Raw genomic sequence first — 23,304 nt, forward strand, 5'->3', positions numbered from 1 at the left:
TTTGAAACTTGTCAAAAGGGGATACACCCCCCAAAAAAACGCCCCGCAATCGCGGGGCGTTTCCTGTTTTCGGGGCGGAGCGCTTAAACCGCGCGTTCCACCATCATCTTCTTGATCTGGCCGATGGCCTCTGCCGGGTTCAGGCCCTTGGGGCAGGTCTTGGCGCAGTTCATGATCGTGTGGCAGCGGTAGAGCTTGAAGGGATCCTCTAGCTCGTCCAGACGCTCGCCGGTGGCTTCGTCGCGGCTATCGATGATCCAGCGGTAGGCGTGCAGCAGGGCTGCCGGGCCGAGGTAGCGATCGCCGTTCCACCAGTAGCTCGGGCAGGAGGTGGAGCAGGAGGCGCACATCACGCATTCATAGAGGCCGTCGAGCTTCTTGCGATCCTCAATGGATTGCTTCCACTCTTTCGCCGGACGGTTCGTCTTGGTTTCCAGCCACGGCATGATCGAGGCATGCTGGGCGTAGAAATGGGTCAGATCGGGGATCAGATCGCGCACCACCGGCATATGCGGCAGCGGGTAGATCTTTACCTCGCCCTTCACCTCGTCCATGCCGTAGATACAGGCCAGCGTGTTGATGCCGTCGATGTTCATCGCGCAGGAGCCACAGATGCCTTCACGGCAGGAGCGGCGGAAGGTCAGCGTCGGATCGATCTCGTTCTTGATCTTGATCAGCGCGTCCAGGATCATCGGGCCGCAGGTGTCCATGTCGACGAAATAGGTGTCGACCTGCGGGTTCTTCCCGTCTTCCTCGTTCCAGCGGTAAATCTTGAACGTGCGCAGGTTCGTCGCGCCCTCGGGCTTCGGCCACGTCTTGCCGGTGACGATCTTGGAGTTCTTGGGGAGTGTGAATTGCACCATCTGCTCACCCTTTCCTATCTGTGTTCACGGGGCGGGCCGTGTGCGGCCCGCGGGGTTGGCTAGTCTTCCAGCAGGGAGGACTGGATCGTGCTGCCCGAGGTCAGGAACAGAACCGCGCGCTGGCGTTCCGTGTCATCCATCGTCGGCCAGAGATCCTCATCCCCTGCCAGAAGCGGGAACTGATTTGGCAGCCCGCTGGTGTCCGTCCCGGTGCTACAGGCCGCAAGCCCCATCAGGGACAGGCCAATAACCACAGCAGACAGACGGCGGACATGCATCAGTAGACCCTCGCTTTCGGTGCAATCTTCTTCAGATCGATTCCACCTTCGTCTTCTTTCGTCAACGGATCAAGATGCACGGGGCGATAGTCGAGCGTGACCTTCGGCCCGTCCACCACCGCCAGCGTGTGCTTGCGCCAGTTCTTGTCGTCGCGATCTGGGTAGTCCTCGTGGGCATGCGCCCCGCGGCTTTCCTTGCGCGCCTCGGCCCCGACGATCGTTGCCATGGCGTTGGGCATCAGGTTCGTCAGTTCGAGCGTTTCCATCAGGTCGGAGTTCCACACAAGCGTGCGGTCGGTGACCTTCAGATCGTCGAGCTTGGCCGCGACGGCCTCCATCTTCTTCACGCCTTCGGCGAGCGTCTTGTCGGTGCGGAAGACGGCGGCATCAGCCTGCATCGTCTTCTGCATCTCAAGGCGCAGCTCGGCGGTGGGGGTGCCGCCCGTGGCGTGGCGCAACCCGTCGAAGCGGGCCAGTGCGGCGTCCACGGATTTCGTGTTCAGCGGCAGGTTCGGCGCATCGGCGTCCACCACCTGACCGGCGCGGATCGCGGCGGCGCGGCCGAAGACGACGAGGTCGATCAGCGAGTTGGAGCCAAGGCGGTTGGCGCCATGCACCGAGGCACAGCCCGCTTCACCCACGGCCATCAGGCCCGGCTGGATGCGCTCGGGGTTCTTCGCGTCGGCGTTCAGCACCTCGCCCCAGTAGTTCGTCGGAATGCCGCCCATGTTGTAGTGCACGGTGGGCAGAACCGGGATCGGCTCTTTCGTCAGATCGACACCGGCAAAGATCTTGGCGCTTTCGGAGATGCCCGGCAGGCGCTCTGCCAGCGTTTCCGGCGGCAGGTGGTTGAGGTGCAGGTGGATGTGATCGCCATCCTTGCCCACGCCGCGGCCTTCACGGATCTCCATCGTCATGCAGCGCGAGACCACATCGCGGGAGGCGAGATCCTTATACGTCGGCGCATAGCGCTCCATGAAGCGCTCGCCTTCGGAGTTCGTCAGGTAGCCCCCTTCGCCGCGCGCACCTTCGGTGATCAGACAGCCGGAGCCGTAGATGCCGGTGGGGTGGAACTGCACGAATTCCATATCCTGCAGCGGCAGGCCCTGACGGGCCACCATGCCGCCGCCGTCGCCCGTGCAGGTATGCGCGGAGGTGGCGGAGAAATAGGCGCGGCCATAGCCGCCGGTGGCCAGCACGACCATCTTGGCGTTGAACACGTGGATCGTGCCATCATCGAGCTTCCAGCAGACAACACCCTGGCAGATGCCGTCTTCCGTCATGATCAGGTCGATCGCGAAATACTCGATGTAGAACTCGGCGTTGTGCTTGAGCGACTGGCCGTAGAGCGTGTGCAGAATGGCGTGGCCGGTGCGGTCGGCGGCGGCACAGGTGCGCTGCACCGGGGGGCCTTCGCCGAACTGCGTGGTGTGGCCGCCGAAGGGGCGCTGGTAGATCTTGCCGGCCTCGGTGCGCGAAAACGGCACGCCGTAGTGCTCGAGCTCATAGACCGCCTTGGGCGCTTCGCGGGCGAGGTATTCCATCGCATCCGTATCGCCGAGCCAGTCGGAGCCCTTCACGGTGTCATACATGTGCCACTGCCAGCTGTCCGGGCCCATGTTGCCCAGCGAGGCGGCGATACCGCCTTGTGCGGCCACGGTGTGGGAGCGCGTCGGGAAGACCTTCGTCACGCAGGCGGTTTTCAGCCCCTGCTCGGCCATGCCAAGCGTTGCACGCAGGCCAGCGCCACCGGCGCCAACGACGACAACGTCGTATTCATGCGTTTCGTATTCGTATGCTGCTGTCATGTCTGTAAGTCCTTATCGCGCTCAGAGGGCGATCTTGACGAGGGCGAAGAGGCCCATCGCAATCAGCGTGTAGGAGAAGGCTTTCACGGCCACGCGGGCCAGTTCACCCGGGATGCCGTGCACGTAGTCTTCCACCGCTTCCAGCGCCTCGTTCATCAGCTGCACAAGGCCAACCACGAGCGCAAGGCCCGTGACGATGGCCGGGAACGGCTGGCTGAAATAGGCGAGCACCTCTTCCTGCGTGCCGCCAAGGCCGGCGCCGAAGGTAAAGATGAAGAGCGGGGCGAGCACCACCATCAGGATGGAGCGCACGGTGAATTGCCAGTGGCCTTGGGTGCCGAAGCGGGCGGAGCCGAGGCCGACGGCGCGTTTGCGGTCTGTCAGGTAACGCATGTTGGCCTCCTTAAACCACGATCACGGTGAGAATGGTGAGAACGGCGCTCGCGGCGATCATGGCGATGCCCAGCTTCTCGGCGGTTTCCACTTTGAAGCAGTAGCCGAAATCCCAGATCACGTGCCGCAGGCGGCCGAGCGTGTGATACCAGAGCGCCCATGTTGCGAAGAAGAGCACCAGATCGCCGAACCAGCTGCGCAGCAGACCGTCGATGAAAGCAAAGGCGCTTTCAGAGGTCGCCGCCGCCAGAAGCCACCACACCACCAGAAGCGCCGTGCCGAGGGCAACGATGCCGCTGATGCGGACGAAAATGGAGGTCATTGAGGTGAGCTGTGGCCGGTAATACGGACCGATCATGAAGGGAGAAAGTGGGCGTTGCCCCCTGTTCACGTCTGCCATGGGATACCCTTTCAGGTGATGATGCCTTTGGATCGCGATTTCGCAACATGCATAGCGATATTTGCGCGCGAGTCACGCCTAAGCCGCTGACGTTAGCGCTAATCGGGGCATTTTCGGCGGATTTGCCGCAGCTTGTGATCACACATATTCAGAGTGTGATCACAAATCTGACTACTCCGTTACCAGATCGTAAAGACTGTGCAGATGCGCCTCGAATTCGGTGCACATCGTGATTCCGGCTGTCTCGGGATCGTAATAGGCGTTCGGCTCACCGCAGCTCTCCACCCAGACGGAGAGCGGCAAGGACAGGCGCAGCTCGCCATTGAGCGCGGCGACTTCAACTTCCAGAAGCCGCGCGGTGAGCGGGGCGTCCTCAAAGGCCCCCGGCATCAGCACGATCGGCTCCCCCTGCCCGGCTTCAAACCGTTCCGTGAGGCCGTCCAGCACATCCCCCCAGGCGTCGAAGGCCTGATCGAATTCATCCGGGCAATAGCCCGCGCGTTCTTCCGGCAGGCCCAGCGCTTCCGCGAACGCCTCGCGTTCGTCGGGGTTTGCGCCGTAGAAAAGGCAGACGGTGTTGTAGAAACGCTGCTCGTCGGGGCCGTGCACGTCCCACCAGGCCACGGCCTCGCCTTCATCCTCCATCAGGTAGACTTCGCCGAGAAAGCCATAGGCCGCATCAATGGCGATGGCCTGCGCTGTTTCCTCGTCAAACAAGCTGTCCACCAGCAGGATGGAGAACACATCGGCGGCGTCTTCCTCTTGCCCGAAGATCGGCACCTCTTCGAGATCGATCAGCGCATGGCCCAGCTCGTGGTAGAAGATACCCAGCAGGTTGGCCTCGACAAACCCGCGCCGGGCCTCATCGTCCTGCGCACTGGCCGCCGTTGCCAGAAGGGCGGCGGCCAGAGCCGGGATCGTGAAGAGCCGTGATCTATGCGCCATGAAGCCTCCCTGCCGACGGGCGTCAGACCGGCATCAGTGCCCAGTAATCGAGATCGAGCAAGACCTCGGGGGCGTATTTGCCGTCTTCGACCTTGAGCGCGAAGGGCGCGGCCCCGGCCTTCACAGCCACAAGGCGTAGCCGGATCGCCCCCACGCCCGGCGCGCCCGTTTCGGCCACGTCCAGCACCTCGCTCCAGGCTTTCACGGTATCGCCCGCGAAACAGGGGTTGGCATGGGCACCGGCGTTGATCCCGGCAATCATCTGCGCGTTGGCCAGCCCGTTGAAGCTGAGCGCACGCGCCATAGAGATCACATGCCCGCCGTAGATCAGGCGCTGGCCATCGGGGCGGAAGGTGGCGTCGAAATGCACCTTGGCGGTGTTCTGCCAGAGCCGTGTGGCGAGCATATGCTCGGCTTCCTCGATCGTGACCCCGTCCACATGGTCGATCTTCTCGCCCACGGAATAGTCGCCCAGCCGGTGCGGCTCGCCCGCTAGGGTGAAATCATAGCCGGTGAAATCAAGCCCTTCCGGGGTCACCAGCTGATCGGCCGGCACCGCTTTCGACAGATCGGGGAGCACGGTTTCGGGCGCGGGGGCCTCCAGATCGCCTTTGCGCACCATCACCCAGCGAACGTATTCCAGCACGGCCTCACCGCGCTGGTTGCGCCCCGTGGTGCGCACATAGACAACGCCGGACTTCCCGTTGGAGTTCTGCTTGAGCCCGATCACCTCGGATTCCGAAGTGAGCGTATCGCCCGCATGCACCGGCTTCAGGAACCGCCCTTCAGCATAGCCGAGGTTCGCCACCGCGTTGAGCGAGATGTCCGGCACGGTTTTGCCGAATACGGTGTGAAACGCGATCAGATCATCCAGCGGGGCAGCCGCCAGACCAACCGAGCGGGCAAATTCATCCGAGGAGGCGAGCGCGTGGCGCGCCGGATAGAGCGCGTGATAGAGCGCCCGTTCGCCGCCAGAGAGCGTGCGCGGCACGGCGTGGCGGATCACCTCGCCGACTGTGTAATCCTCGAAAAACCGGCCCGGGTTGGTCTTGGCCATTTACTGTTCTCCCAGCTTTGTATCGGGGGTGTAGGTGCCCTCGGCCTCCTTCACCACGGCCTGCGCGCAGCGCATCACGCCGTTGGAGGCATCAAAGGCGTAAGCAGGCGAGCCATGCAGTTCCCAGCCCTTGTTCAGGGCGGCGGTCACCTTGTGGCAGAAGGCCGAGGTGTCGTCCTCGGTGAGCAGGCGGTAGAGTTTCATCCGTAGGTTCCTTGGAAGGGGTTGTGGCCAAGGAACGTGTGGATCCCGGCGATCACCGCATAGATCAGGAGCGTGAGGCCGACCAGTTTGAAATCCTTGCTGCGCGGACCCGGGGCGGGGGCCTGCCACGGGCCTTCGGCCTTGTTGATGATCAGCATTTCCGAGATCGCCCAGAGGATCAGCCCGCCAAAGAGGATGATCGAGGCCAGATCGCCATTCACCACCAGATGCGCCACGCCCCAGACCGTCATGCCCAGCAGCATCGGGTGGCGCAGCTTGCTGGCCAGCACGCCCTTGCTGCTGCCGACGCCAAAGAGGTAGATCGACACGAACATCAGCAGGTTGTTCAGATGCCCCATGCCCGGCAGCGGGCTGTAGACCGGGATGAACTCGGCACCGCGGTAGCCGAAGATCATCATCAGCAGCGAAAGCCCGATAGCCCCTGCCACCAGCCCCTTGCCCTTGTCTCCCATCGCGGCGCGGCGCGCCGGGGCCAGCCGTTTGAAATAATGCGCCAGCGCCCAGAGCGCCACGCCTGCCGTCAGAAGCACCATGTGCTATCCCTCCAATGCTGCGATTGCCTTTGCCTTGGAGAGTGTCTGACGGGCGGTGACGATGTGCAAGTTCTCAACGATCTTGCCGTCCACCACGGCCACCCCCTGCCCTGCGGCCTCAGCGGCTTCAAAGGCAGCGATCTGGCGGTTGGCGAGGTCGATCTCGGCGTCTGAAGGCGCGAAGGCCTCGTTAGCGATGGCCACCTGCGCCGGGTGGATCAGGGTTTTGCCGTCAAAACCCATGTCGCGGCCCTGTTCGCATTCGATGCGCAACCCGTCTTCGTCCTTGAAGGCGTTGTAGACGCCATCCACCGCCACCACGCCATGGGCGCGGGCGGCCAGCAGGCAGAGCTGCAGACTCATGAGCAGCGGTTCGCGGTCGGCGCGGTAGCGGGTGTTGAGATCCTTGGCCAGATCATTGGTGCCCAGCACGAAGCCCGTGAGCTGCGGATGGGCGGCGATCTCGGCAGCGTTGAGAATGCCCAGCGGCGTTTCCATCATCGCCCAGATCGGCGTGTCGCCCAGCAGATCGGCCAGCGCCTGCACATCGGTGGCAGAGTTGACCTTGGGCAGCAGGATCGCATCCGCGCCCACGTCTTTCATGGCGGCCACATCCGCCGCGCCCCATTCGGTATCCAGCCCGTTGATGCGCACGATCTTCATGCGGGGGCCGTAGCCGCCCGCCTTCAGGGTGGTGGCCAGCAGATCACGCGCCGCGGCTTTCTCCTCCACGGCGACGGCATCCTCCAGATCGAAGATGATCGCATCCACCGCCAGCCCCTTGGCCTTCTCAAGCGCGCGCTCCTTGGAGCCGGGGATGTAAAGGACCGAACGATAGGGCCGTGCGAGCTGTTCCATGATTCCGCCTTCCGCAATAAAGTTGCGCAAAACATCGCAATTGGGCAGGAAATGGCAACCCCCATTTTGCCGCAGCGCAGAAAAAATCGGTCTCAGCCGGCTTCCGCCCCGCCCGTTAACCACTTCTTGGAGCCTCTGGGCGCAGCCTGAGGGACATGACGCCGCGCGGTTGCGGCGCATGAACTCGAAAGGGGTTACCCATGAAAGACGGCTTCTTTGCCCTGTCGCTTGGTGTCGGCGCCCTCTTGCTCGCCACCAGCCACGCCTTTGCCCAGCAAAGCAACTGCGCCACCCGCGAAGAGGTGGTGGAACGGCTCACCAGCCACTACGGCGAAACCCGGCGCTCGATCGGGCTTGGCGCGAACAACGTGGTGGTCGAAACCTACGCGTCTGACGAAACCGGCAGCTGGACGATCACCGCCACCCTGCCCAACGGCACTACCTGCCTCGTGGCCTCGGGGCTGTCGTTTGAAAACATCGCCGAGGCGCTCCCCGCCAAGGGAAGCGACGCTTAAGGCCGGGCTGCCCGCCCCAGCGGCCCCTTTAGAACAGCCCGTCGTGGACGAGTTTCACGCCGGTGATCAGAAGCAGCGCATAGCTGAGGATGAAGAACGGCCGCTCCGGCATCCAATTGTGCGCGCGCACCCCGATCCAGACCCCAAGCACCGCCACCGGGGCCAGAAGCACATTGGCCAGCAGCGTCTGCGCGGTGAACATCCCCAGCACGGCATAGGGCAGCGCCTTGAACAGGTTGATCGCCCAGAACACGATGACCGACGTCGCCTGATAGGTGGTTTTCCCCACGTTTTGCGACAGCATGTAGATCGCCACCGGCGGCCCACCCGCATGGCTGATATAGCTGGTGAAGCCTGCCACGGCCCCCGTCACATAGCCGATCCAGCCCGCCAGCGGTTTCTCGGAGATGCGGATCCAGTTCACATGGCGGCCGAACTGGAAGGCGACAAAGGCCAGCGCCACGAGGCCGAGCATCAGCCGCAGCAGATCCGCATCCGCCAGCCCGAACAGCAGTGCGCCAAGGGCGATGCCGGGCAGGCTGCCAAGGATCAGGCGCTTTGAGCTGGGGCCATCCCACTTGCGCCAATAGGGCTTTAGCGCGGTGACATCCATCAGCATCAGAAGCGGCAACATCAGCCCAACGGCCAGCTCAGGCTCCAACACCAGCGCCAGCAACGGCGCAGCGGCAAAAGCCGCACCAGAGCCGAATCCCCCTTTGGAGATTCCCGCGTAAAGCACCGCCGGAACAGCGAACAAAAAGAATGTCAGGTTCAGCTCCACAGCCCGGCTCCTCCTGCCGTTGGGTCAGCATGACACCCCATTAGCGGGTAAATGTTAGCGCTAAAAGCAATAATGTTAGCGCCCTCAGCAAGAATGTTGCGAAATGCCGCGCTGCAGCGCACTTGCGTGAAAGCCCTGAAACCCTTACGCATCGCGCCAAGCTCAACCAAACTGGAGATCGAATCCATGGCCAGACCCAAGATCGCCCTCATCGGCGCCGGTCAGATCGGTGGCACGCTCGCCCACCTCGCCGCCCTCAAAGAACTGGGCGACGTCGTCCTCTTCGACATCGCCGACGGCGTTCCGCAGGGCAAGGCCCTCGACATCGCCGAATCCGGCCCCGTTGACCGCTTCGACGCCGCCCTCTCCGGCACCACCGATTACGCCGACATCGCCGGCGCCGACGTGGTGATCGTGACCGCAGGCGTGCCGCGCAAGCCGGGCATGAGCCGCGACGATCTTTTGGGCATCAACCTGAAAGTGATGAAATCCGTCGGCGAAGGCATCCGCGACAACGCGCCGAACGCCTTCGTGATCTGCATCACCAACCCGCTGGACGCCATGGTCTGGGCGCTGCGCGAGTTCTCCGGCCTGCCCCACAACAAGGTCTGCGGCATGGCCGGCGTGCTGGACTCGGCCCGCTTCCGCCACTTCCTGTCGGTGGAATTCGACGTGTCGATGAAAGACGTCACCGCCTTCGTGCTGGGCGGCCACGGCGACACGATGGTGCCGCTGACCCGCTACTCCACCGTGGCCGGCGTGCCGCTGCCCGACCTCGTGAAGATGGGCTGGACAACGCAGGAAAAACTGGACGCCATCGTGCAGCGCACCCGTGACGGCGGCGCCGAGATCGTTGGCCTGCTGAAAACCGGCTCCGCCTATTACGCGCCCGCCGCTTCCGCGATCGAGATGGCCGAAGCCTACCTCAAGGATCAGAAGCGCGTTCTGCCCTGTGCCGCCTATGTGGACGGCGCGTTCGGCCTCGAAGGCATGTATGTGGGCGTGCCCACCGTGATCGGCGCGGACGGCATCGAGAAGATCCTCAACATCGAACTGTCCAAAGACGAGCAGGCGATGTTCGACAACTCCGTTAACGCCGTGAAAGGCCTCGTGGACGCTTGCAAAGGCATCGACCCGACGCTGGCCTAAGCCGCATCTGCCTTTGAACGGATCGGGAAAGCGGGGCTTTGGCCCCGCTTTTTCTTTGTTCCGCTATAGCTTGCCCTCCCTGCGGCAAGTTTTGCCTTTCGCCCGGGGTGGCTTAGGTGCAGGCTACGGCCAGATCGTCCGACTGATCCCCCCGAAGGAGCCTGCCCCGTGTCATCGCGCCAGAACGCCGCCCGTCTCCGCCGCTGCGCGCTGGCCTATACGCTTCTGGCGCTGACCGCCTGCGCCTCTGCGCCCCGCGTGCCTGCCCCGCCCCCGGAAGAAACCGTGGCCCGCATGACGGCGCTGTTTCGCGACGCCTGCCTTGCCAATGCCGGAAGCTTCGCGCGCACAGAAAAGGCGCTGATCGACTACGGGTTCGACGCCTCCTCCGGGCTAGGCGGCCTTGTGAGCTTTGTCGATACGCGCAACTTCCTGATCGCCTCGGTCGGCGACGCCTCCAAGGCCCCCGTGCCTGAGGGAAGCCCGCCCCGTCGCGGCGAAATTTACTGCAGCGTCAGCTCGCCGAACATCAGCGAGGGGCAAGCCCGCGCTGCCTTGCAAGACTCCGTGGCCGGTTTCGTGGAAAGCGCACGCCTCGTAGAAGGCGATCGCGCGATGAGGGAGGCCGGCGCGGCATGGCTGCTGATCCCCACCGCCCCGGCCTCCCGCGCCGACGACAGCCTGCTGGCCGTTACCCTAGAGGATCTGCCCCTGCCCGATTTCTTCCAGCGCGCCAACGGCCGCCCCGATCAGCGCGTCCCGGTGTTTCGCAGCTACGGGCTTGGGATCGTGCGCTTTCGCTAGCCAGCCGGCTTGCAAAGCCTGTGCTTGCTGGATAGCCTTCAGCGCTTTCTGACCACGCCCAGCCGGAGACCCCAGCGATGACAGCCAGCGCGCTTCCTTCCTTCAAGGTCATGGGCGAGCGCAATTCCGGCACGAACCTGCTGCACAAGATGCTGGCCAGCCAGTTCGATGTCTTGGTGCACCCGACATCTTCCGGTGTTTCGGACCGGCAAAAGAGCATTCTGCCCCGCTTTGCCAGCCGCTGGAGCAGCCCTCGGGCGGCCAAGGAAGCGGTGCAGGATCACAACCACTTTGCGGAACTGCCCGAAAACGGGGGCTGGAAACATGCCGCGGCTTCCGAGCGGCTCTGGGACGAATTTGCCGATCCAAGAAATGTGACTCTCATCTTCCTGCTGCGCCACCCGGTGAGTTGGAGCCAATCGATGCACCAGAACCCGTTTCACGGGCTGGCCCGCGTGCCGCGCGCCTATGCGGAGTTCATCCGCGCGCCCTGGCTCACCGTGGCGCGGGACGGGTTCGATCAGCGGATCTTCGAAACGCCCCTGCACCTGCTGCGCGCCAAGGTGGAGAGCTATCTTGCTTTCGCCGAAGCCCACCCAAACGCCTGCGTCCTGCGCTACGAGGATCTGGTACTGGATCCCGAGGCCGCCTTCCGCAAGATCGGCGTCTGGGACGCGCGCAAGGTGGAGCCCCCCGGCCTGCCCGCCCAAAGTGCGCGCACCTTCGGGCGCAATCCGCTCTCGCGCGAGGGCTATATCGCCAAGGCGCAGGCCACCGGATACCACAGCCTGTCGCAGGCGGACCGGGACCATTTCCAGAGCGCACTGACCGGGAGCCCGCTTCTTGCGCTGTACCCTTTTGACACCGCGTGAATGCCTGAACCGAGCCGCGGTGAGGTGAGCGCTAACAGCACCCGCCGGGGCGCGGTGAGTCGCTAACCACGCAAAAACACCCTTCTTTTCCTTGGGTCAGTATTTGTGATCACACTTTTTCCGCCTGTGATCACAAAACCCGCTATTTTGACGGTTTTCCGCCGATGTTCGCGCAAACCTCTTTTTTTGCGGGGGCGGAATGTGCTTATACCTCCCACCGAGAGCATTCAACAACGGGACAGTTTCATGAACATTCATGAATACCAGGCGAAGGCGCTCCTTCGCGAATATGGCGCGCCGGTTTCCGACGGCCGCGTCGTGCTGAAAGCCGAGGACGCAAAGACCGCCGCCGGTGAACTCGACGGCCCGCTCTGGGTCGTCAAGGCACAGATTCACGCGGGTGGGCGCGGCAAAGGCTCCTTCAAGGAAGCCGCTGCCGGCGAAAAAGGCGGTGTGCGCCTGGCGAAATCGGTGGAAGAAGCCGCCGAGGAAGCCCAGAAGATGCTGGGCCGCACGCTGGTCACGCACCAGACCGGCCCCGCCGGCAAGCAGGTGAACCGCATCTACATCGAAGATGGCTCCGGCATCGAGAAAGAGCTCTACCTTGCTCTGCTCGTGGATCGCCAGACCTCCAAGATCTCTTTCGTCTGTTCGACCGAAGGCGGCATGGACATCGAGGAAGTGGCCGCTGCCACGCCCGAGAAGATCCTCTCCTTCTCCGTTGATCCCGTTACGGGCTACATGCCCTACCACGGCCGCCGCATCGCCTTCGCGCTTGGCCTTGAAGGCAAGCAGGTGAAGGAATGCGTGGCGCTGATGGGCCTTCTCTACAAAGCCTTCGTCGAGAAGGACATGGAGATGCTCGAGATCAACCCGCTGATCGTGACCGATGCGGGCTCGCTCAAAGTGCTCGACGCCAAGCTCGGCTTTGACGGCAACGCGATCTACCGCCACGCCGATATCGCCGCCCTGCGCGACGAGACCGAAGAAGACCCGAAAGAGCTGGAAGCCAGCAAATACGATCTGAACTACATCGCGCTCGACGGTGAGATCGGCTGCATGGTGAACGGCGCGGGCCTTGCCATGGCGACGATGGACATCATCAAGCTCTACGGCGCTGAGCCGGCCAACTTTCTCGACGTTGGCGGTGGCGCCACGAAAGAGAAAGTGACGGAAGCCTTCAAGATCATCACCTCTGACAAGAACGTCAAAGGCATCCTCGTGAACATCTTCGGCGGCATCATGCGCTGCGATGTGATCGCGGAAGGCGTTGTGGCGGCTGTGAAAGAGGTCGGTCTGCAGGTTCCGCTCGTGGTGCGCCTTGAGGGCACCAACGTCGAGAAAGGCAAGGAGATCATCAACACCTCCGGCCTCGACGTGATCGCTGCGGACGACCTGAAAGACGGCGCGCAGAAAATTGTTAAAGCGGTGAAAGGCTGAACCCATGGCAGTTCTCGTCAATGAAAACACCAAGGTGATCTGTCAGGGCTTCACCGGCTCGCAAGGCACCTTCCACTCCGAACAGGCCATCGCCTACGGCACCAAGATGGTGGGCGGCGTGACGCCCGGCAAAGGCGGCCAGACCCACCTTGACCTGCCGGTGTTCAACTCCGTGCACGAAGCCAAGCACGTGACCGAGGCCAATGCCTCCGTCATCTACGTGCCGCCGCCGTTCGCCGCCGATTCCATCCTCGAGGCCATCGACGCCGAGATGGAACTGATCGTCTGCATCACCGAAGGCATCCCGGTGCTGGACATGATGAAGGTGAAGCGCGCGCTGGAGGGGTCCAAATCCCGCCTGATCGGCCCGAACTGCCCCGGCATCATCACCCCGGACGCCTGCAAGATCGGCATCATGCCCGGCCACATCCACAAGCGCGGCTCGGTGGGCGTTGTCTCCCGCTCCGGCACGCTGACCTATGAGGCCGTGAAGCAGACGACAGATCTGGGCCTTGGCCAATCCTCCGCCGTCGGCATCGGTGGCGACCCGATCAAGGGCACCGAGCACATCGACGTGCTGGACATGTTCCTCGACGATCCCGAGACGCAGTCGATCATCATGATCGGTGAGATCGGTGGCTCCGCCGAGGAAGAGGCCGCCGAGTTCCTGGCCGAGCAGCGCAAGAAAGGCCGCTGGAAGCCAACCGCTGGCTTCATCGCCGGCCGCACCGCCCCTCCGGGCCGCCGCATGGGCCACGCCGGTGCGATCGTTGCCGGTGGCAAGGGTGGCGCGGAAGACAAGATCGAGGCGATGAAAGCCGCCGGGATCGTTGTTGCCGACAGCCCCGCCACGCTGGGCGAAGCCGTTCAGGCCGCGATCGCCAAGGGTTGATCGAAAGGGGCTTGTTCCCAACATCTGCCCAGCACGCGCTGGACAGGACGAAATACCAGAGGTTCCGGGCCAAACCGCCCGGGGCCTCGCCGCAGGAAGGGCCACGACAGGGGCCGCTATGGGCCCCTCTCCTGACGCTTCGAAGGAAACGGAAAACGGATATGTTTTCGGTGACGGCACATCAGATTGACAGGGCGCCCGGAGCCTTCCGGCGGCGGTCGGCCCTGCTTTGCGCCGCCTTTGTGCAGGAGGCCCGCCCATGACCTTCGCACAATCGATCCAGAGCTGCTTTCGCAACTACGTGACTTTCTCGGGACGCGCCGCGCGTTCGGAATACTGGTGGTTCTTCCTCTTCGGCCTCCTCGGCTCCGCCGCCGCTGGCGTGCTCGACACGATCTTCTTCGGTGCAACCGTCGTGGAAACCACGGTGACGGACAGCTCCGTGTCCGGCTCGGTTGAAAACAACGGCCCCCTCGCTTCGCTGTTCTCCCTCGTCATCCTGCTGCCCAGCCTCGCCGTGGGCTGGCGTCGCATGCATGACACCGGGCGCTCAGGCCTTTACCTGCTCTATCCGCTGCTCGTCTGGCTCGGCATCCTCGGCTTCATCGGCTTTGCGCTCATGCTGAGCGGCGCCACGGGCGGGCTTGGCTTCTCGGGCCTTGCCGCCGCCATCGGCGGGCTGTCGGCTGTGATCCTGATACCCGCGTTCATCATCCTGCTGATCGCCCCGCTCATCGTGCTCTGGTGGCTGACCCGACCCTCGCAGCCCGGCACCAATGCTTACGGTCCCCATCCTTCGGAGGAGAACTAAATGACCGATCAATCCCCGAACGACGTTTTCCACGCCTCCTCGTTCTTGCAAGGCCACAACGCCGAGTATGTGGAGCAGCTCTACGCGCAATACGCCAATGATCCGGCCGCCGTGGACGCCGCCTGGCAGGAGTTCTTCCGCCAGCTTGGCGATGCGGAGATGGACGTGAAGGCCGAGGCCCATGGCCCCTCCTGGCAGCGTGCCGACTGGCCGCCGATGCCCAATGACGATCTGACGGCGGCGCTGACCGGGGAATGGGGCGAAGCCGAGGTCAAGGATGCAGGCCGCAAGATCAAGGAGAAGGCCGCCGAGAAAGGTGTCGCCGTTTCCGAGGATGCGGTGAAGCGCGCGGTGCTGGATTCGATCCGCGCCCTGATGATCATCCGCGCCTACCGGATCCGGGGCCACCTCGTGGCCGATCTGGATCCGCTCGGCATGCGCGAAAACACCCCGCACCCGGAACTGGACCCGAAATCCTACGGCTTCACCGAGGCCGACATGGACCGCCCGATCTTCATCGACAACGTGCTCGGGCTGCAGATGGCCTCCATGCGCCAGATCGTGGAGATCGTAAAACGCACCTACTGCGGCACCTTCGCGCTGCAGTACATGCATATCTCCAACCCGGAAGAAGCGGCCTGGCTCAAGGAGCGCATCGAGGGCTACGGCAAGGAAATCGCCTTCACCCGCGAAGGCCGCAAGGCGATCCTGAACAAGCTCGTCGAGGCCGAGGGCTTCGAGAAATTCCTGCACGTCAAATACATGGGCACCAAGCGCTTCGGTCTTGATGGCGGCGAGGCGCTGATCCCGGCGATGGAGCAGATCATCAAGCGCGGCGGCGCGCTGGGTGTGAAAGAGATCGTCATCGGCATGCCCCACCGCGGCCGCCTCTCGGTGCTCGCCAACGTGATGGGCAAACCCTACCGCGCGATCTTCAACGAGTTCCAGGGTGGCAGCTTCAAGCCCGAGGACGTGGACGGTTCCGGCGACGTGAAATACCACCTCGGCGCCTCCTCCGATCGCGCCTTTGACGGCAACAAGGTGCACCTCTCGCTCACCGCGAACCCGAGCCACCTTGAAGCGGTCAACCCGGTGGTGCTGGGCAAGGCGCGCGCCAAGCAGGACCAGCTCAAAGACCGCAAGCGCACCTCGGTGCTGCCGGTGCTGCTGCACGGCGATGCGGCCTTCGCGGGCCAGGGCGTTGTGGCCGAGGGCTTTGGCCTCTCCGGCCTGCGCGGCCACCGCACCGGCGGCACGATGCATATCGTGGTGAACAACCAGATCGGCTTCACCACCGCGCCGCACTTCAGCCGCTCCTCCCCCTACCCGACCGACATCGCCCTGATGGTGGAAGCCCCGATCTTCCACGTGAACGGCGACGATCCGGAGGCCGTGGTGCACGCCGCGAAAGTGGCCACCGAATTCCGCCAGATGTTCCGCAAGGACGTGGTGCTCGACATCTTCTGCTACCGCCGGTTCGGCCACAACGAGGGCGATGAGCCCATGTTCACGAACCCGATCATGTACAAGAAGATCAAGAAGCAGAAGACAACGCTGCAGCTCTACACCGAGCGCCTCGTGAAGGATGGGCTCATCCCCGAGGGCGAGATCGAAGACATGAAAGCCGCCTTCCAGGCGATGCTCAACGAGGAGTTCGAAGCCGGCAAGGCCTTCAAGCCCAACAAGGCCGACTGGCTGGATGGCCGCTGGTCCCACCTCGACAAGCAGCAGGAAGATTACCAGCGCGGCGAGACCGCCATCGCGGAGGAAACCTTCAAGGAGGTCGGCAAGGCGCTGACCACCTACCCGGAGGGCTTCCCGATCCACAAGACCGTGGCGCGGATGCTGGACAACAAGGCCGAGATGATCAACACGGGCCAAGGCATCGACTGGGCCACCGGCGAAGCACTGGCCTTCGGCTCGCTGATGACGGAAGGCTACCCGATCCGGCTCTCGGGGCAGGATGCCACCCGCGGCACCTTCTCCCAGCGCCACTCGGGCTTCGTGAACCAGGACACCGAAGAGCGCTACTACCCGCTCAACCACATCCGCAAGGGTCAGGCGAAATACGAGGTCATCGACTCGATGCTCTCGGAATACGCGGTGCTCGGATTCGAATACGGCTACTCGCTGGCCGAGCCCAACGCGCTGACGCTCTGGGAAGCGCAGTTCGGCGATTTCGCCAACGGCGCGCAGATCATGTTCGACCAGTTCATCAGCTCCGGCGAAAGCAAATGGCTGCGGATGTCGGGCCTCGTCTGCCTGCTGCCCCACGGCTTTGAAGGCCAGGGCCCGGAGCACTCCTCCGCCCGCCTTGAGCGCTTCCTGCAGATGTGCGGTCAGGACAACTGGATCGTCGCCAACTGCACGACCCCGGCGAACTACTTCCACATCCTGCGCCGCCAGCTGCACCGCTCCTTCCGCAAGCCGCTGGTGCTGATGACGCCGAAATCGCTGCTGCGCCACAAGCTGGCCGTCTCCACGATGGAGGATTTCACCACCGGCTCCAGCTTCCACCGCGTGCTGTGGGACGACGCCGAGAAGGGCAACTCCGACACCAAGCTCGTGGACGACAAGAAAATCAAGCGCGTCGTCATGTGCTCGGGCAAAGTCTACTTCGACCTGCTCGAAGAGCGCGATGCCCGCGGGATCGACGACATCTACCTGCTGCGCGTGGAGCAGTTCTACCCCTTCCCCGCCATGTCGGTGATCGACGAGCTGCAGCGCTTCCCCAACGCCGACATCGTCTGGTGCCAGGAAGAGCCGAAGAACCAGGGCGCCTGGTTCTTCATGGAGCCCAACATCGAGTGGGTTCTCGGCCGCATCAAGGGCAAGGCCAAGCGCCCTGTCTACGCCGGCCGCGCCGCCTCCGCCTCGCCCGCCACGGGCCTCGCCAGCCAGCACAAAGCCCAACAATCCGCGCTCGTGAACGACGCGCTCACCATCGAAGGATAAGCCACCATGTCCACTGAAGTCCGCGTCCCGACCCTTGGGGAAAGCGTAACCGAAGCCACCGTCGCCACCTGGTTCAAGAAGCCCGGCGATGCCGTAGCCGTGGATGAGATGCTCTGCGAGCTGGAAACCGACAAGGTGACCGTCGAAGTGCCGAGCCCCGTGGCCGGCACCCTGGCCGAGATCGTGGCCGCTGAGGGCGATACCGTCGGCGTCGACGCGCTGTTGGCCAACATCACCGAAGGCGCGGGCGCTGAGGCCCCGGCCCCCGCCGCCCCCGCCAAGGCCGAAGCCGCCCCGGCAGCTGCCGGTGGCGATGCGGTCGACGTGATGGTGCCGACGCTGGGCGAAAGCGTCTCGGAAGCCACCGTCGCCACCTGGTTCAAGGCCGTGGGCGACACCGTCGCGCAGGATGAGATGCTCTGCGAGCTGGAAACCGATAAAGTCTCCGTCGAAGTGCCCGCCCCTGCCGCTGGCGTGCTGACCGAGATCGTCGCGCCGGAAGGCACCACGGTTGAGGCTTCCGCGAAACTGGCCGTGATTTCGGGCTCCGGCGCCGCCCCGGCGAAAGCCGCCGCGCCCGCCGCCGCTGCCGCAGCGCCCGCTTCTGCCGCCACCGGCAAGGACGTGGAAGATGCGCCTGCCGCCAAGAAGATGATGGCGGAAGCCGGTTTGACTGCGGGCTCCGTTCAGGGCTCCGGCCGCGACGGCCGCGTCATGAAGGACGACGTGCAGAAGGCCATCGCCGCCGGTGCCGCCGCCGCCAAGGCCCCGGCCCCGACGGCTGCCCCCCGCGCGCCGGTTCCGGCCGATGACGCCGCCCGCGAAGAGCGCGTGAAGATGACGCGCCTGCGCCAGACCATCGCGCGCCGCCTGAAGGACGCCCAGAACACCGCCGCGATCCTGACCACCTACAACGAGGTGGACATGACTGAGGTCATGGCCCTGCGCAACGCCTATAAGGATCAGTTCGAGAAGAAGCACGGCGTGCGCCTTGGCTTCATGTCCTTCTTCACCAAGGCCTGCTGCCACGCGCTGAAAGAGGTGCCGGAAGTCAACGCCGAGATCGACGGCACCGACATCGTCTACAAGAACTTCGTGCACATGGGCGTCGCCGCCGGCACGCCGCAGGGCCTCGTGGTGCCGGTGATCCGGGACGCCGATGCGATGTCCTTCGCCGACATCGAGAAAGCCATCGCCGAGAAGGGCCGTCGCGCCCGTGACGGCAAGCTTTCCATGGCGGAAATGCAGGGCGGCACCTTCACCATCTCCAACGGCGGCGTCTACGGCTCGCTGATGTCCTCGCCGATCCTGAACCCCCCGCAGTCCGGCATCCTCGGCATGCACAAGATCCAGGACCGCCCGATGGTCATCAACGGCGAGATCAAGATCCGCCCGATGATGTATCTCGCGCTCTCCTACGATCACCGCATCGTGGACGGCAAAGGCGCGGTGACCTTCCTCGTGCGCGTCAAGGAAGCGCTCGAAGATCCGCGCCGCCTGCTGATGGATCTGTAAGCCAGCAAACCCAACGGGCGGAAGGCACGCTTTCCGCCCGCCCACCGGGACATGCGCCGATGATGACCCCCGAGCTCAACGCCCTCGCCCTTCTGGGCCTGCTGCACGCCGCACTCTTCGTTGCGATGTCGGTCAGCGCCAACCGCCTGCTGCCTGCGTCTAAAACGCTGGGCACCCGCGAAGCGCCGCTGGAGCATGAACTTACGGGAAAGACGGGGCGCATCTACCGCGCCCTGCGCAACAACACCGAGAACCTCGGCTTCTTCGCCGCCGCCGTCGTGGTGGTGCAGCTCTCAGGCGCCAACTCCGGCTTCACCGCCACCTGCGCCTGGCTCACGCTCGCCACCCGCATCGCCTATGTGCCCGCCTATGTCTTCGGCTGGGTGCCCTGGCGCAGCCTGATCTTCACCACCGGCTTCGGTACCACCACGCTCATGTTCGTGGCGGCGCTTCTCTGATGCTACTTTGTTCCGAAAATATCTCGGGGGAGGCCCGCAAGGGCCGGGGGCAGAGCCCCCATCCCCGCGCCACGAAAGGAAATCCCCATGGCAGACTATGACGTCATCGTAATCGGCGCTGGCCCCGGCGGCTATGTGGCCGCCATCCGCTGCGCCCAGCTGGGCCTGAAAACCGCCTGCGTGGAGGGCCGCGAGACCCTCGGCGGCACCTGCCTGAACGTCGGCTGCATCCCATCCAAGGCCCTGCTGCACGCCACCCATTCGCTGCACGAAGCCGAGCACAACTTCGCCACTATGGGCCTGAAGGGCAAAAGCCCGTCCGTCGACTGGGATCAGATGAAATCCTACAAGCAGGATGTGGTGAACCAGAACACCAAGGGCATCGAATTCCTGTTCAAGAAGAACAAGATCGACTGGCTCAAGGGCTGGGGCTCGATCCCGGAAGCGGGCAAGGTGAAAGTGGGCGACGAGGTGCACAACGCCAAGTCGATCATCATCGCCTCCGGCTCCGAAGCGGCCTCCATCCCCGGTGCGGAAGTCGAGATCGACGAGAAGATCGTCGTCACCTCCACCGGTGCGCTGGAGCTGGGCAAGATCCCGAAAAAGCTCGTCGTCGTCGGTGCAGGCGTGATTGGACTTGAGATGGGCTCTGTCTACGCCCGCCTCGGCGCGGAAGTGACGGTGGTGGAATTCCTCGATCACATCACCCCGGGCATGGATGCCGATATCCAGAAGCAGTTCCAACGCACGCTCAAGAAGCAGGGGATGGAGTTCATCCTCGGTGCCGCCGTGCAGAAGGTGGAGACGGCCAAGAACAAGGCGAAAGTCAACTACAAGCTGCGCAAGGACGACAGCGAACACACGCTCGATGCCGACACCGTGCTCGTCGCCACCGGCCGCAAACCCTACACCGAAGGCCTCGGCCTTGATGCGCTCGGCGTCAAGCTCAGCCCCCATGGCCAGATCGAAACCGACGCCCATTGGGCCACCAACATCCCCGGTGTCTATGCCATCGGCGACGTGATCGACGGCCCGATGCTGGCCCACAAGGCCGAGGACGAAGGCATGGCCGTGGCCGAGGTGATCGCGGGCAAGCATGGCCATGTGAACTACTCGGTGATCCCCGGCGTGATCTACACCACGCCCGAGGTGGCTTCCGTGGGCAAGACCGAGCAACAGCTGAAAGAAGAGGGCCGCGCCTACAAGGTCGGCAAGTTCCCCTTCATGGGCAACGCGCGGGCCAAGGCCGTGTTCCTTGGCGACGGCTTCGTCAAACTGCTCGCCGACAAGGAAACCGACCGCATCCTCGGCGCTCATATCATCGGCCCCGCCGCCGGCGATCTGATCCACGAGATCTGCGTGGCGATGGAATTTGGCGCCTCCGCACAGGATCTGGCGCTCACCTGCCACGCGCACCCGACCTACTCCGAAGCCGTGCGCGAAGCCGCGCTGGCCTGCGGCGACGGGGCGATCCACGTGTAAGTGGGGCACATGCACTGAAGGTTACGACGGGCGCTCATTTGGGCGCCCGTTTTCTTTTGCAGAAGATCCTTTTCGCCTGTCACGCAAGTGACAGGCACGCGCCTGCCCGCCCCACGGCGGGCGCGTTCCGCCCCCGCCCGGGCAGACGCTCAGCGCTTGTAACAATCCGATTTAAGCCACCAAGAGCCGCAGCCCCTGCGTCACATCGGTGCGCACCGCCAACCGAAGCCCCGGCTCATCGCCTGCCTTCAGCGCCGCGATGATCAGGCGGTGGTGCGGTGGCGGCTCGGTGCGCCGCAGGCGGCCATAGAGACTGCGCATCGTGGGGCCAAGCTGCAGCCAAACCGTCTCCAGCATCGCCAGCATCGCCGGTGCCTGTGCGCGCAAATACAGCGTGCGGTGGAACTCCAGATTCGTGCGGATGTAGCCGATGGCGTCCTTCTTGGCGACATTCTCGGCCACGGCGGTGTTAATCGTCTGCAGCCGCTCGATCAAGGCCATATGAGCGCGCGGCAGGGCGCGGCTTGCAAGCTCCGGCTCAAGCAGCGCACGCAGGGCGGCCAGCTCCTCGATCCGCTCTGGCGAGAGCGCGGGCGTGCTTACCCGGCCAGAAGCCGACAGCGTCAGCGCGCCCTCGGCCGCCAGACGCCGCACCGCTTCGCGCGCTGGCGTCATCGAGACATCGAACTCCCGCCCGATTCCGCGCAGTGTCAGGGCCGCACCGGGCGGCATCGCGCCATGCATGATACGGGCGCGCAAGGAGCGGTAGACGGTTTCATGGGCGGAAAGCGAGGCCTCCGCGGGGCGCTGTGTGGCTTGCATGTGAGATTGTGATCACATTTGCGCGGCGCGGGCAATCCGGTACTGCAATCAGGCAAATCGATAGCGATGCAACTGGCTGCCATGATCGCGCAGCCAGCGGCGCGGGGCCTCATATCCGGGCTCAAGCTCTGCCACCACGGCCCAGAAGGCGGCGGAGTGGTTCATCTCCCGCAGATGCGCCACCTCATGGGCGGCCACATACTCAAGCACCTCCCGCGGGGCGAGAATCAGACGCCAGGAATACATCAGCGCGCCCGCACTGCTGCAGGAGCCCCAGCGCGAACGCGTATCGCGCAGGGTCAGGCGGCTGTAGCTGCGCCCGATCCGAGCCGCATAGCCCGTGGAGGCCGCCGCCAGCCTTTCACGCGCCAGCGTTTTTAGAGCACCGCCAAGCCTTGCGCCGATCTCCTCTTCCGGCCCCGGCACGGCGATGGCTTCTGCGCCGATCTCCACCCGCCGCCCGGACGCAGGCTCAAGCAGGCGCGGCGTGCCTTCCAACGGCAGCTGCGCCCCGAACCGCAAGGCAACCTCCGGCAGGCAATCGGCCAACTGCCCCCGCACCCAGCCTGCCTTCAGCGCCAGAAACTCCCGCGCCTCGCGTTCCTTCGCGCCCCTTGGCAAGGTCAGCGTCACCCGGCCATCCAGCCGCGAGACGCGCAGCGAAATCCGCTTCGCCCGTGCAGATCTGCGAAAGCGCACCGCGATCTCCGGCGCGCCGGGCAGGCTCCAATCTTCCATGTGTTCCCGACCTCCCGCGCGCCACCAAGCCCGCGCATTGCTGCCGCCATGCCTACCGCAGGTCGCGATGCCGGAAAAGCCTTTGACACCCGGTGGCACTTGTGGCAGTTGGCTGCGACTCTGATACTGTGAACAGTGCTGCTGGAAAGGGAAACCCATGCCCAAGGAAGAATGGGGCGTGAAGCGCGTCTGCCCGACAACGGGCAAACGGTTTTACGACCTGAACAAGAACCCGATCGTCAGCCCCTATACCGGGCAGGTTGTGCCGATTGATGACGGCAGCAAATCCCGCGTCATGGTCGCCGACAAGGCCGACAAGCAGAACCCGGCCAACCAGGTGGACGACGAGGATGACGTTCTGGAAGATGACGAAGATACGGACATCGATCTGGACGATGATCTGCTCGACGAGGACGATGACGAAGACAACGTCTCCCTCGACGATCTGACCGATGTCGCCGGAGACGACGAAGAGAACTGATCTCTTCCCACGCTTTGAAACCTTGAAACGCCCGCCATTCGGTGGGCGTTTTTTTGTAGGTAAAAAGTCCCCACGCGATCAGCGCGCGGGCGGATAGTGAGGCAAAATGCCTCTCCGGTGGGCAATCAGGCGCGATTTTTGCGGATTTTACACATACACCGATATAAGAGTCGTAGCGAAGCCCTCCTAAAATGGGATTTCACTTGTTTGCAACTTGGGCCCCGGCCAA

At 64.0% G+C, this 23,304-nt stretch carries 25 protein-coding genes; 12 read left to right on the forward strand and 13 right to left on the reverse strand.

Annotation, left to right across the window (positions count from 1 at the left end; translation table 11 throughout):
• Positions 1-83: 83 nt before the first annotated feature.
• The 10 genes from KVX96_RS14310 to KVX96_RS14355 form a co-directional block, all read right to left on the reverse strand.
• Positions 84-863: a succinate dehydrogenase iron-sulfur subunit gene (locus KVX96_RS14310; protein ID WP_261195223.1), complete on the reverse strand. Its 780-nt coding sequence runs from the start codon at positions 861-863 to the stop codon at positions 84-86.
• Between the two features lie 59 nt (positions 864-922).
• A complete protein-coding gene (locus KVX96_RS14315) occupies positions 923-1,141 on the reverse strand; it encodes a hypothetical protein (protein WP_261195224.1) in 219 nt (72 codons plus the stop codon).
• Positions 1,141-2,949 carry a succinate dehydrogenase flavoprotein subunit gene (gene sdhA, locus KVX96_RS14320; RefSeq protein ID WP_261195225.1) on the reverse strand — a complete coding sequence of 603 codons (1,809 nt, stop codon included), beginning with the start codon at positions 2,947-2,949 and terminating at the stop codon, positions 1,141-1,143. Before sdhA ends, KVX96_RS14315 begins: the two co-directional genes overlap by 1 nt.
• A gap of 21 nt (positions 2,950-2,970) precedes the next feature.
• Positions 2,971-3,342, reverse strand: a complete 372-nt coding sequence (locus KVX96_RS14325; RefSeq protein WP_261195226.1) for a succinate dehydrogenase, hydrophobic membrane anchor protein — start codon at positions 3,340-3,342, stop codon at positions 2,971-2,973.
• Between the two features lie 10 nt (positions 3,343-3,352).
• Complete coding sequence (gene sdhC / locus KVX96_RS14330) at positions 3,353-3,742, reverse strand: succinate dehydrogenase, cytochrome b556 subunit (protein WP_261195227.1); 390 nt, start codon at positions 3,740-3,742, stop codon at positions 3,353-3,355.
• A gap of 171 nt (positions 3,743-3,913) precedes the next feature.
• Complete coding sequence (locus KVX96_RS14335; RefSeq protein WP_261195228.1) at positions 3,914-4,687, reverse strand: DUF4344 domain-containing metallopeptidase; 774 nt, start codon at positions 4,685-4,687, stop codon at positions 3,914-3,916.
• A 22-nt stretch (positions 4,688-4,709) separates the two neighbouring features.
• Positions 4,710-5,744 carry a MaoC family dehydratase gene (locus tag KVX96_RS14340; protein WP_261195229.1) on the reverse strand — a complete coding sequence of 345 codons (1,035 nt, stop codon included), beginning with the start codon at positions 5,742-5,744 and terminating at the stop codon, positions 4,710-4,712.
• Positions 5,745-5,948: a DUF1737 domain-containing protein gene (locus KVX96_RS14345; RefSeq protein WP_261195231.1), complete on the reverse strand. Its 204-nt coding sequence runs from the start codon at positions 5,946-5,948 to the stop codon at positions 5,745-5,747.
• Complete coding sequence (locus KVX96_RS14350; RefSeq protein WP_261195232.1) at positions 5,945-6,502, reverse strand: NnrU family protein; 558 nt, start codon at positions 6,500-6,502, stop codon at positions 5,945-5,947. The genes KVX96_RS14345 and KVX96_RS14350 overlap by 4 nt, the downstream gene beginning before the upstream one ends.
• Before the next feature lie 3 nt (positions 6,503-6,505).
• On the reverse strand, positions 6,506-7,360 hold the full coding sequence (locus KVX96_RS14355; RefSeq protein ID WP_261195233.1) for an HpcH/HpaI aldolase/citrate lyase family protein: 855 nt from the start codon (positions 7,358-7,360) through the stop codon (positions 6,506-6,508).
• A 200-nt stretch (positions 7,361-7,560) separates the two neighbouring features.
• Between KVX96_RS14355 and KVX96_RS14360 the strand changes: the two genes are divergently transcribed.
• Positions 7,561-7,875 carry a hypothetical protein gene (locus KVX96_RS14360; protein WP_261195235.1) on the forward strand — a complete coding sequence of 105 codons (315 nt, stop codon included), beginning with the start codon at positions 7,561-7,563 and terminating at the stop codon, positions 7,873-7,875.
• 28 nt (positions 7,876-7,903) lie between these two features.
• Here the strand turns inward: KVX96_RS14360 and KVX96_RS14365 are convergent, their stop codons facing one another.
• Entirely contained in the window at positions 7,904-8,656 is a 753-nt protein-coding gene (locus KVX96_RS14365; protein WP_409977110.1) for a sulfite exporter TauE/SafE family protein, read from the reverse strand.
• Positions 8,657-8,842: 186 nt separating this feature from the next.
• Here KVX96_RS14365 and mdh point away from each other — a divergent pair, with 186 nt between their 5' ends.
• The 10 genes from mdh to lpdA all read left to right on the forward strand — a co-directional run bounded on the left by mdh (position 8,843) and on the right by lpdA (position 21,034).
• Positions 8,843-9,805 carry a malate dehydrogenase gene (gene mdh / locus KVX96_RS14370; protein WP_261195238.1) on the forward strand — a complete coding sequence of 321 codons (963 nt, stop codon included), beginning with the start codon at positions 8,843-8,845 and terminating at the stop codon, positions 9,803-9,805.
• A gap of 168 nt (positions 9,806-9,973) precedes the next feature.
• Complete coding sequence (locus KVX96_RS14375) at positions 9,974-10,609, forward strand: hypothetical protein (RefSeq protein WP_261195239.1); 636 nt, start codon at positions 9,974-9,976, stop codon at positions 10,607-10,609.
• A 77-nt stretch (positions 10,610-10,686) separates the two neighbouring features.
• Positions 10,687-11,481 (forward strand): sulfotransferase, encoded by a 795-nt coding sequence (locus tag KVX96_RS14380; RefSeq protein ID WP_261195240.1) that lies wholly within the window; start codon positions 10,687-10,689, stop codon positions 11,479-11,481.
• 246 nt (positions 11,482-11,727) lie between these two features.
• Positions 11,728-12,921 carry an ADP-forming succinate--CoA ligase subunit beta gene (gene sucC, locus KVX96_RS14385; protein ID WP_261195241.1) on the forward strand — a complete coding sequence of 398 codons (1,194 nt, stop codon included), beginning with the start codon at positions 11,728-11,730 and terminating at the stop codon, positions 12,919-12,921.
• Between the two features lie 4 nt (positions 12,922-12,925).
• Positions 12,926-13,813 carry a succinate--CoA ligase subunit alpha gene (sucD, locus tag KVX96_RS14390; protein WP_261195242.1) on the forward strand — a complete coding sequence of 296 codons (888 nt, stop codon included), beginning with the start codon at positions 12,926-12,928 and terminating at the stop codon, positions 13,811-13,813.
• A 259-nt stretch (positions 13,814-14,072) separates the two neighbouring features.
• Positions 14,073-14,624 carry a DUF805 domain-containing protein gene (locus KVX96_RS14395; protein ID WP_261195243.1) on the forward strand — a complete coding sequence of 184 codons (552 nt, stop codon included), beginning with the start codon at positions 14,073-14,075 and terminating at the stop codon, positions 14,622-14,624.
• A complete protein-coding gene (locus KVX96_RS14400; protein ID WP_261195244.1) occupies positions 14,625-17,579 on the forward strand; it encodes a 2-oxoglutarate dehydrogenase E1 component in 2,955 nt (984 codons plus the stop codon). It abuts the gene before it with no gap.
• A gap of 6 nt (positions 17,580-17,585) precedes the next feature.
• On the forward strand, positions 17,586-19,094 hold the full coding sequence (gene odhB / locus KVX96_RS14405) for a 2-oxoglutarate dehydrogenase complex dihydrolipoyllysine-residue succinyltransferase (protein ID WP_261195245.1): 1,509 nt from the start codon (positions 17,586-17,588) through the stop codon (positions 19,092-19,094).
• 59 nt (positions 19,095-19,153) lie between these two features.
• Positions 19,154-19,552, forward strand: coding sequence for an MAPEG family protein (locus tag KVX96_RS14410; protein ID WP_261195246.1), 399 nt, complete (start codon positions 19,154-19,156; stop codon positions 19,550-19,552).
• An 87-nt stretch (positions 19,553-19,639) separates the two neighbouring features.
• Entirely contained in the window at positions 19,640-21,034 is a 1,395-nt protein-coding gene (gene lpdA / locus KVX96_RS14415; protein WP_261195248.1) for a dihydrolipoyl dehydrogenase, read from the forward strand.
• A 171-nt stretch (positions 21,035-21,205) separates the two neighbouring features.
• Here lpdA and KVX96_RS14420 read toward each other — a convergent pair whose 3' ends face one another.
• On the reverse strand, positions 21,206-21,856 hold the full coding sequence (locus tag KVX96_RS14420) for a GntR family transcriptional regulator (RefSeq protein ID WP_261195250.1): 651 nt from the start codon (positions 21,854-21,856) through the stop codon (positions 21,206-21,208).
• A 48-nt stretch (positions 21,857-21,904) separates the two neighbouring features.
• Complete coding sequence (locus tag KVX96_RS14425; protein WP_261195251.1) at positions 21,905-22,594, reverse strand: M48 family metallopeptidase; 690 nt, start codon at positions 22,592-22,594, stop codon at positions 21,905-21,907.
• A 157-nt stretch (positions 22,595-22,751) separates the two neighbouring features.
• On the opposite strand from KVX96_RS14425, the gene KVX96_RS14430 reads away from it, so the two are divergent.
• Positions 22,752-23,075: a TIGR02300 family protein gene (locus KVX96_RS14430; protein ID WP_261195252.1), complete on the forward strand. Its 324-nt coding sequence runs from the start codon at positions 22,752-22,754 to the stop codon at positions 23,073-23,075.
• The last annotated feature ends 229 nt before the right edge of the window (positions 23,076-23,304 follow it).

Source organism: Pseudoruegeria sp. SHC-113 (genome assembly GCF_025376885.1).
Classification (GTDB): Bacteria; Pseudomonadota; Alphaproteobacteria; order Rhodobacterales; family Rhodobacteraceae; genus Pseudoruegeria.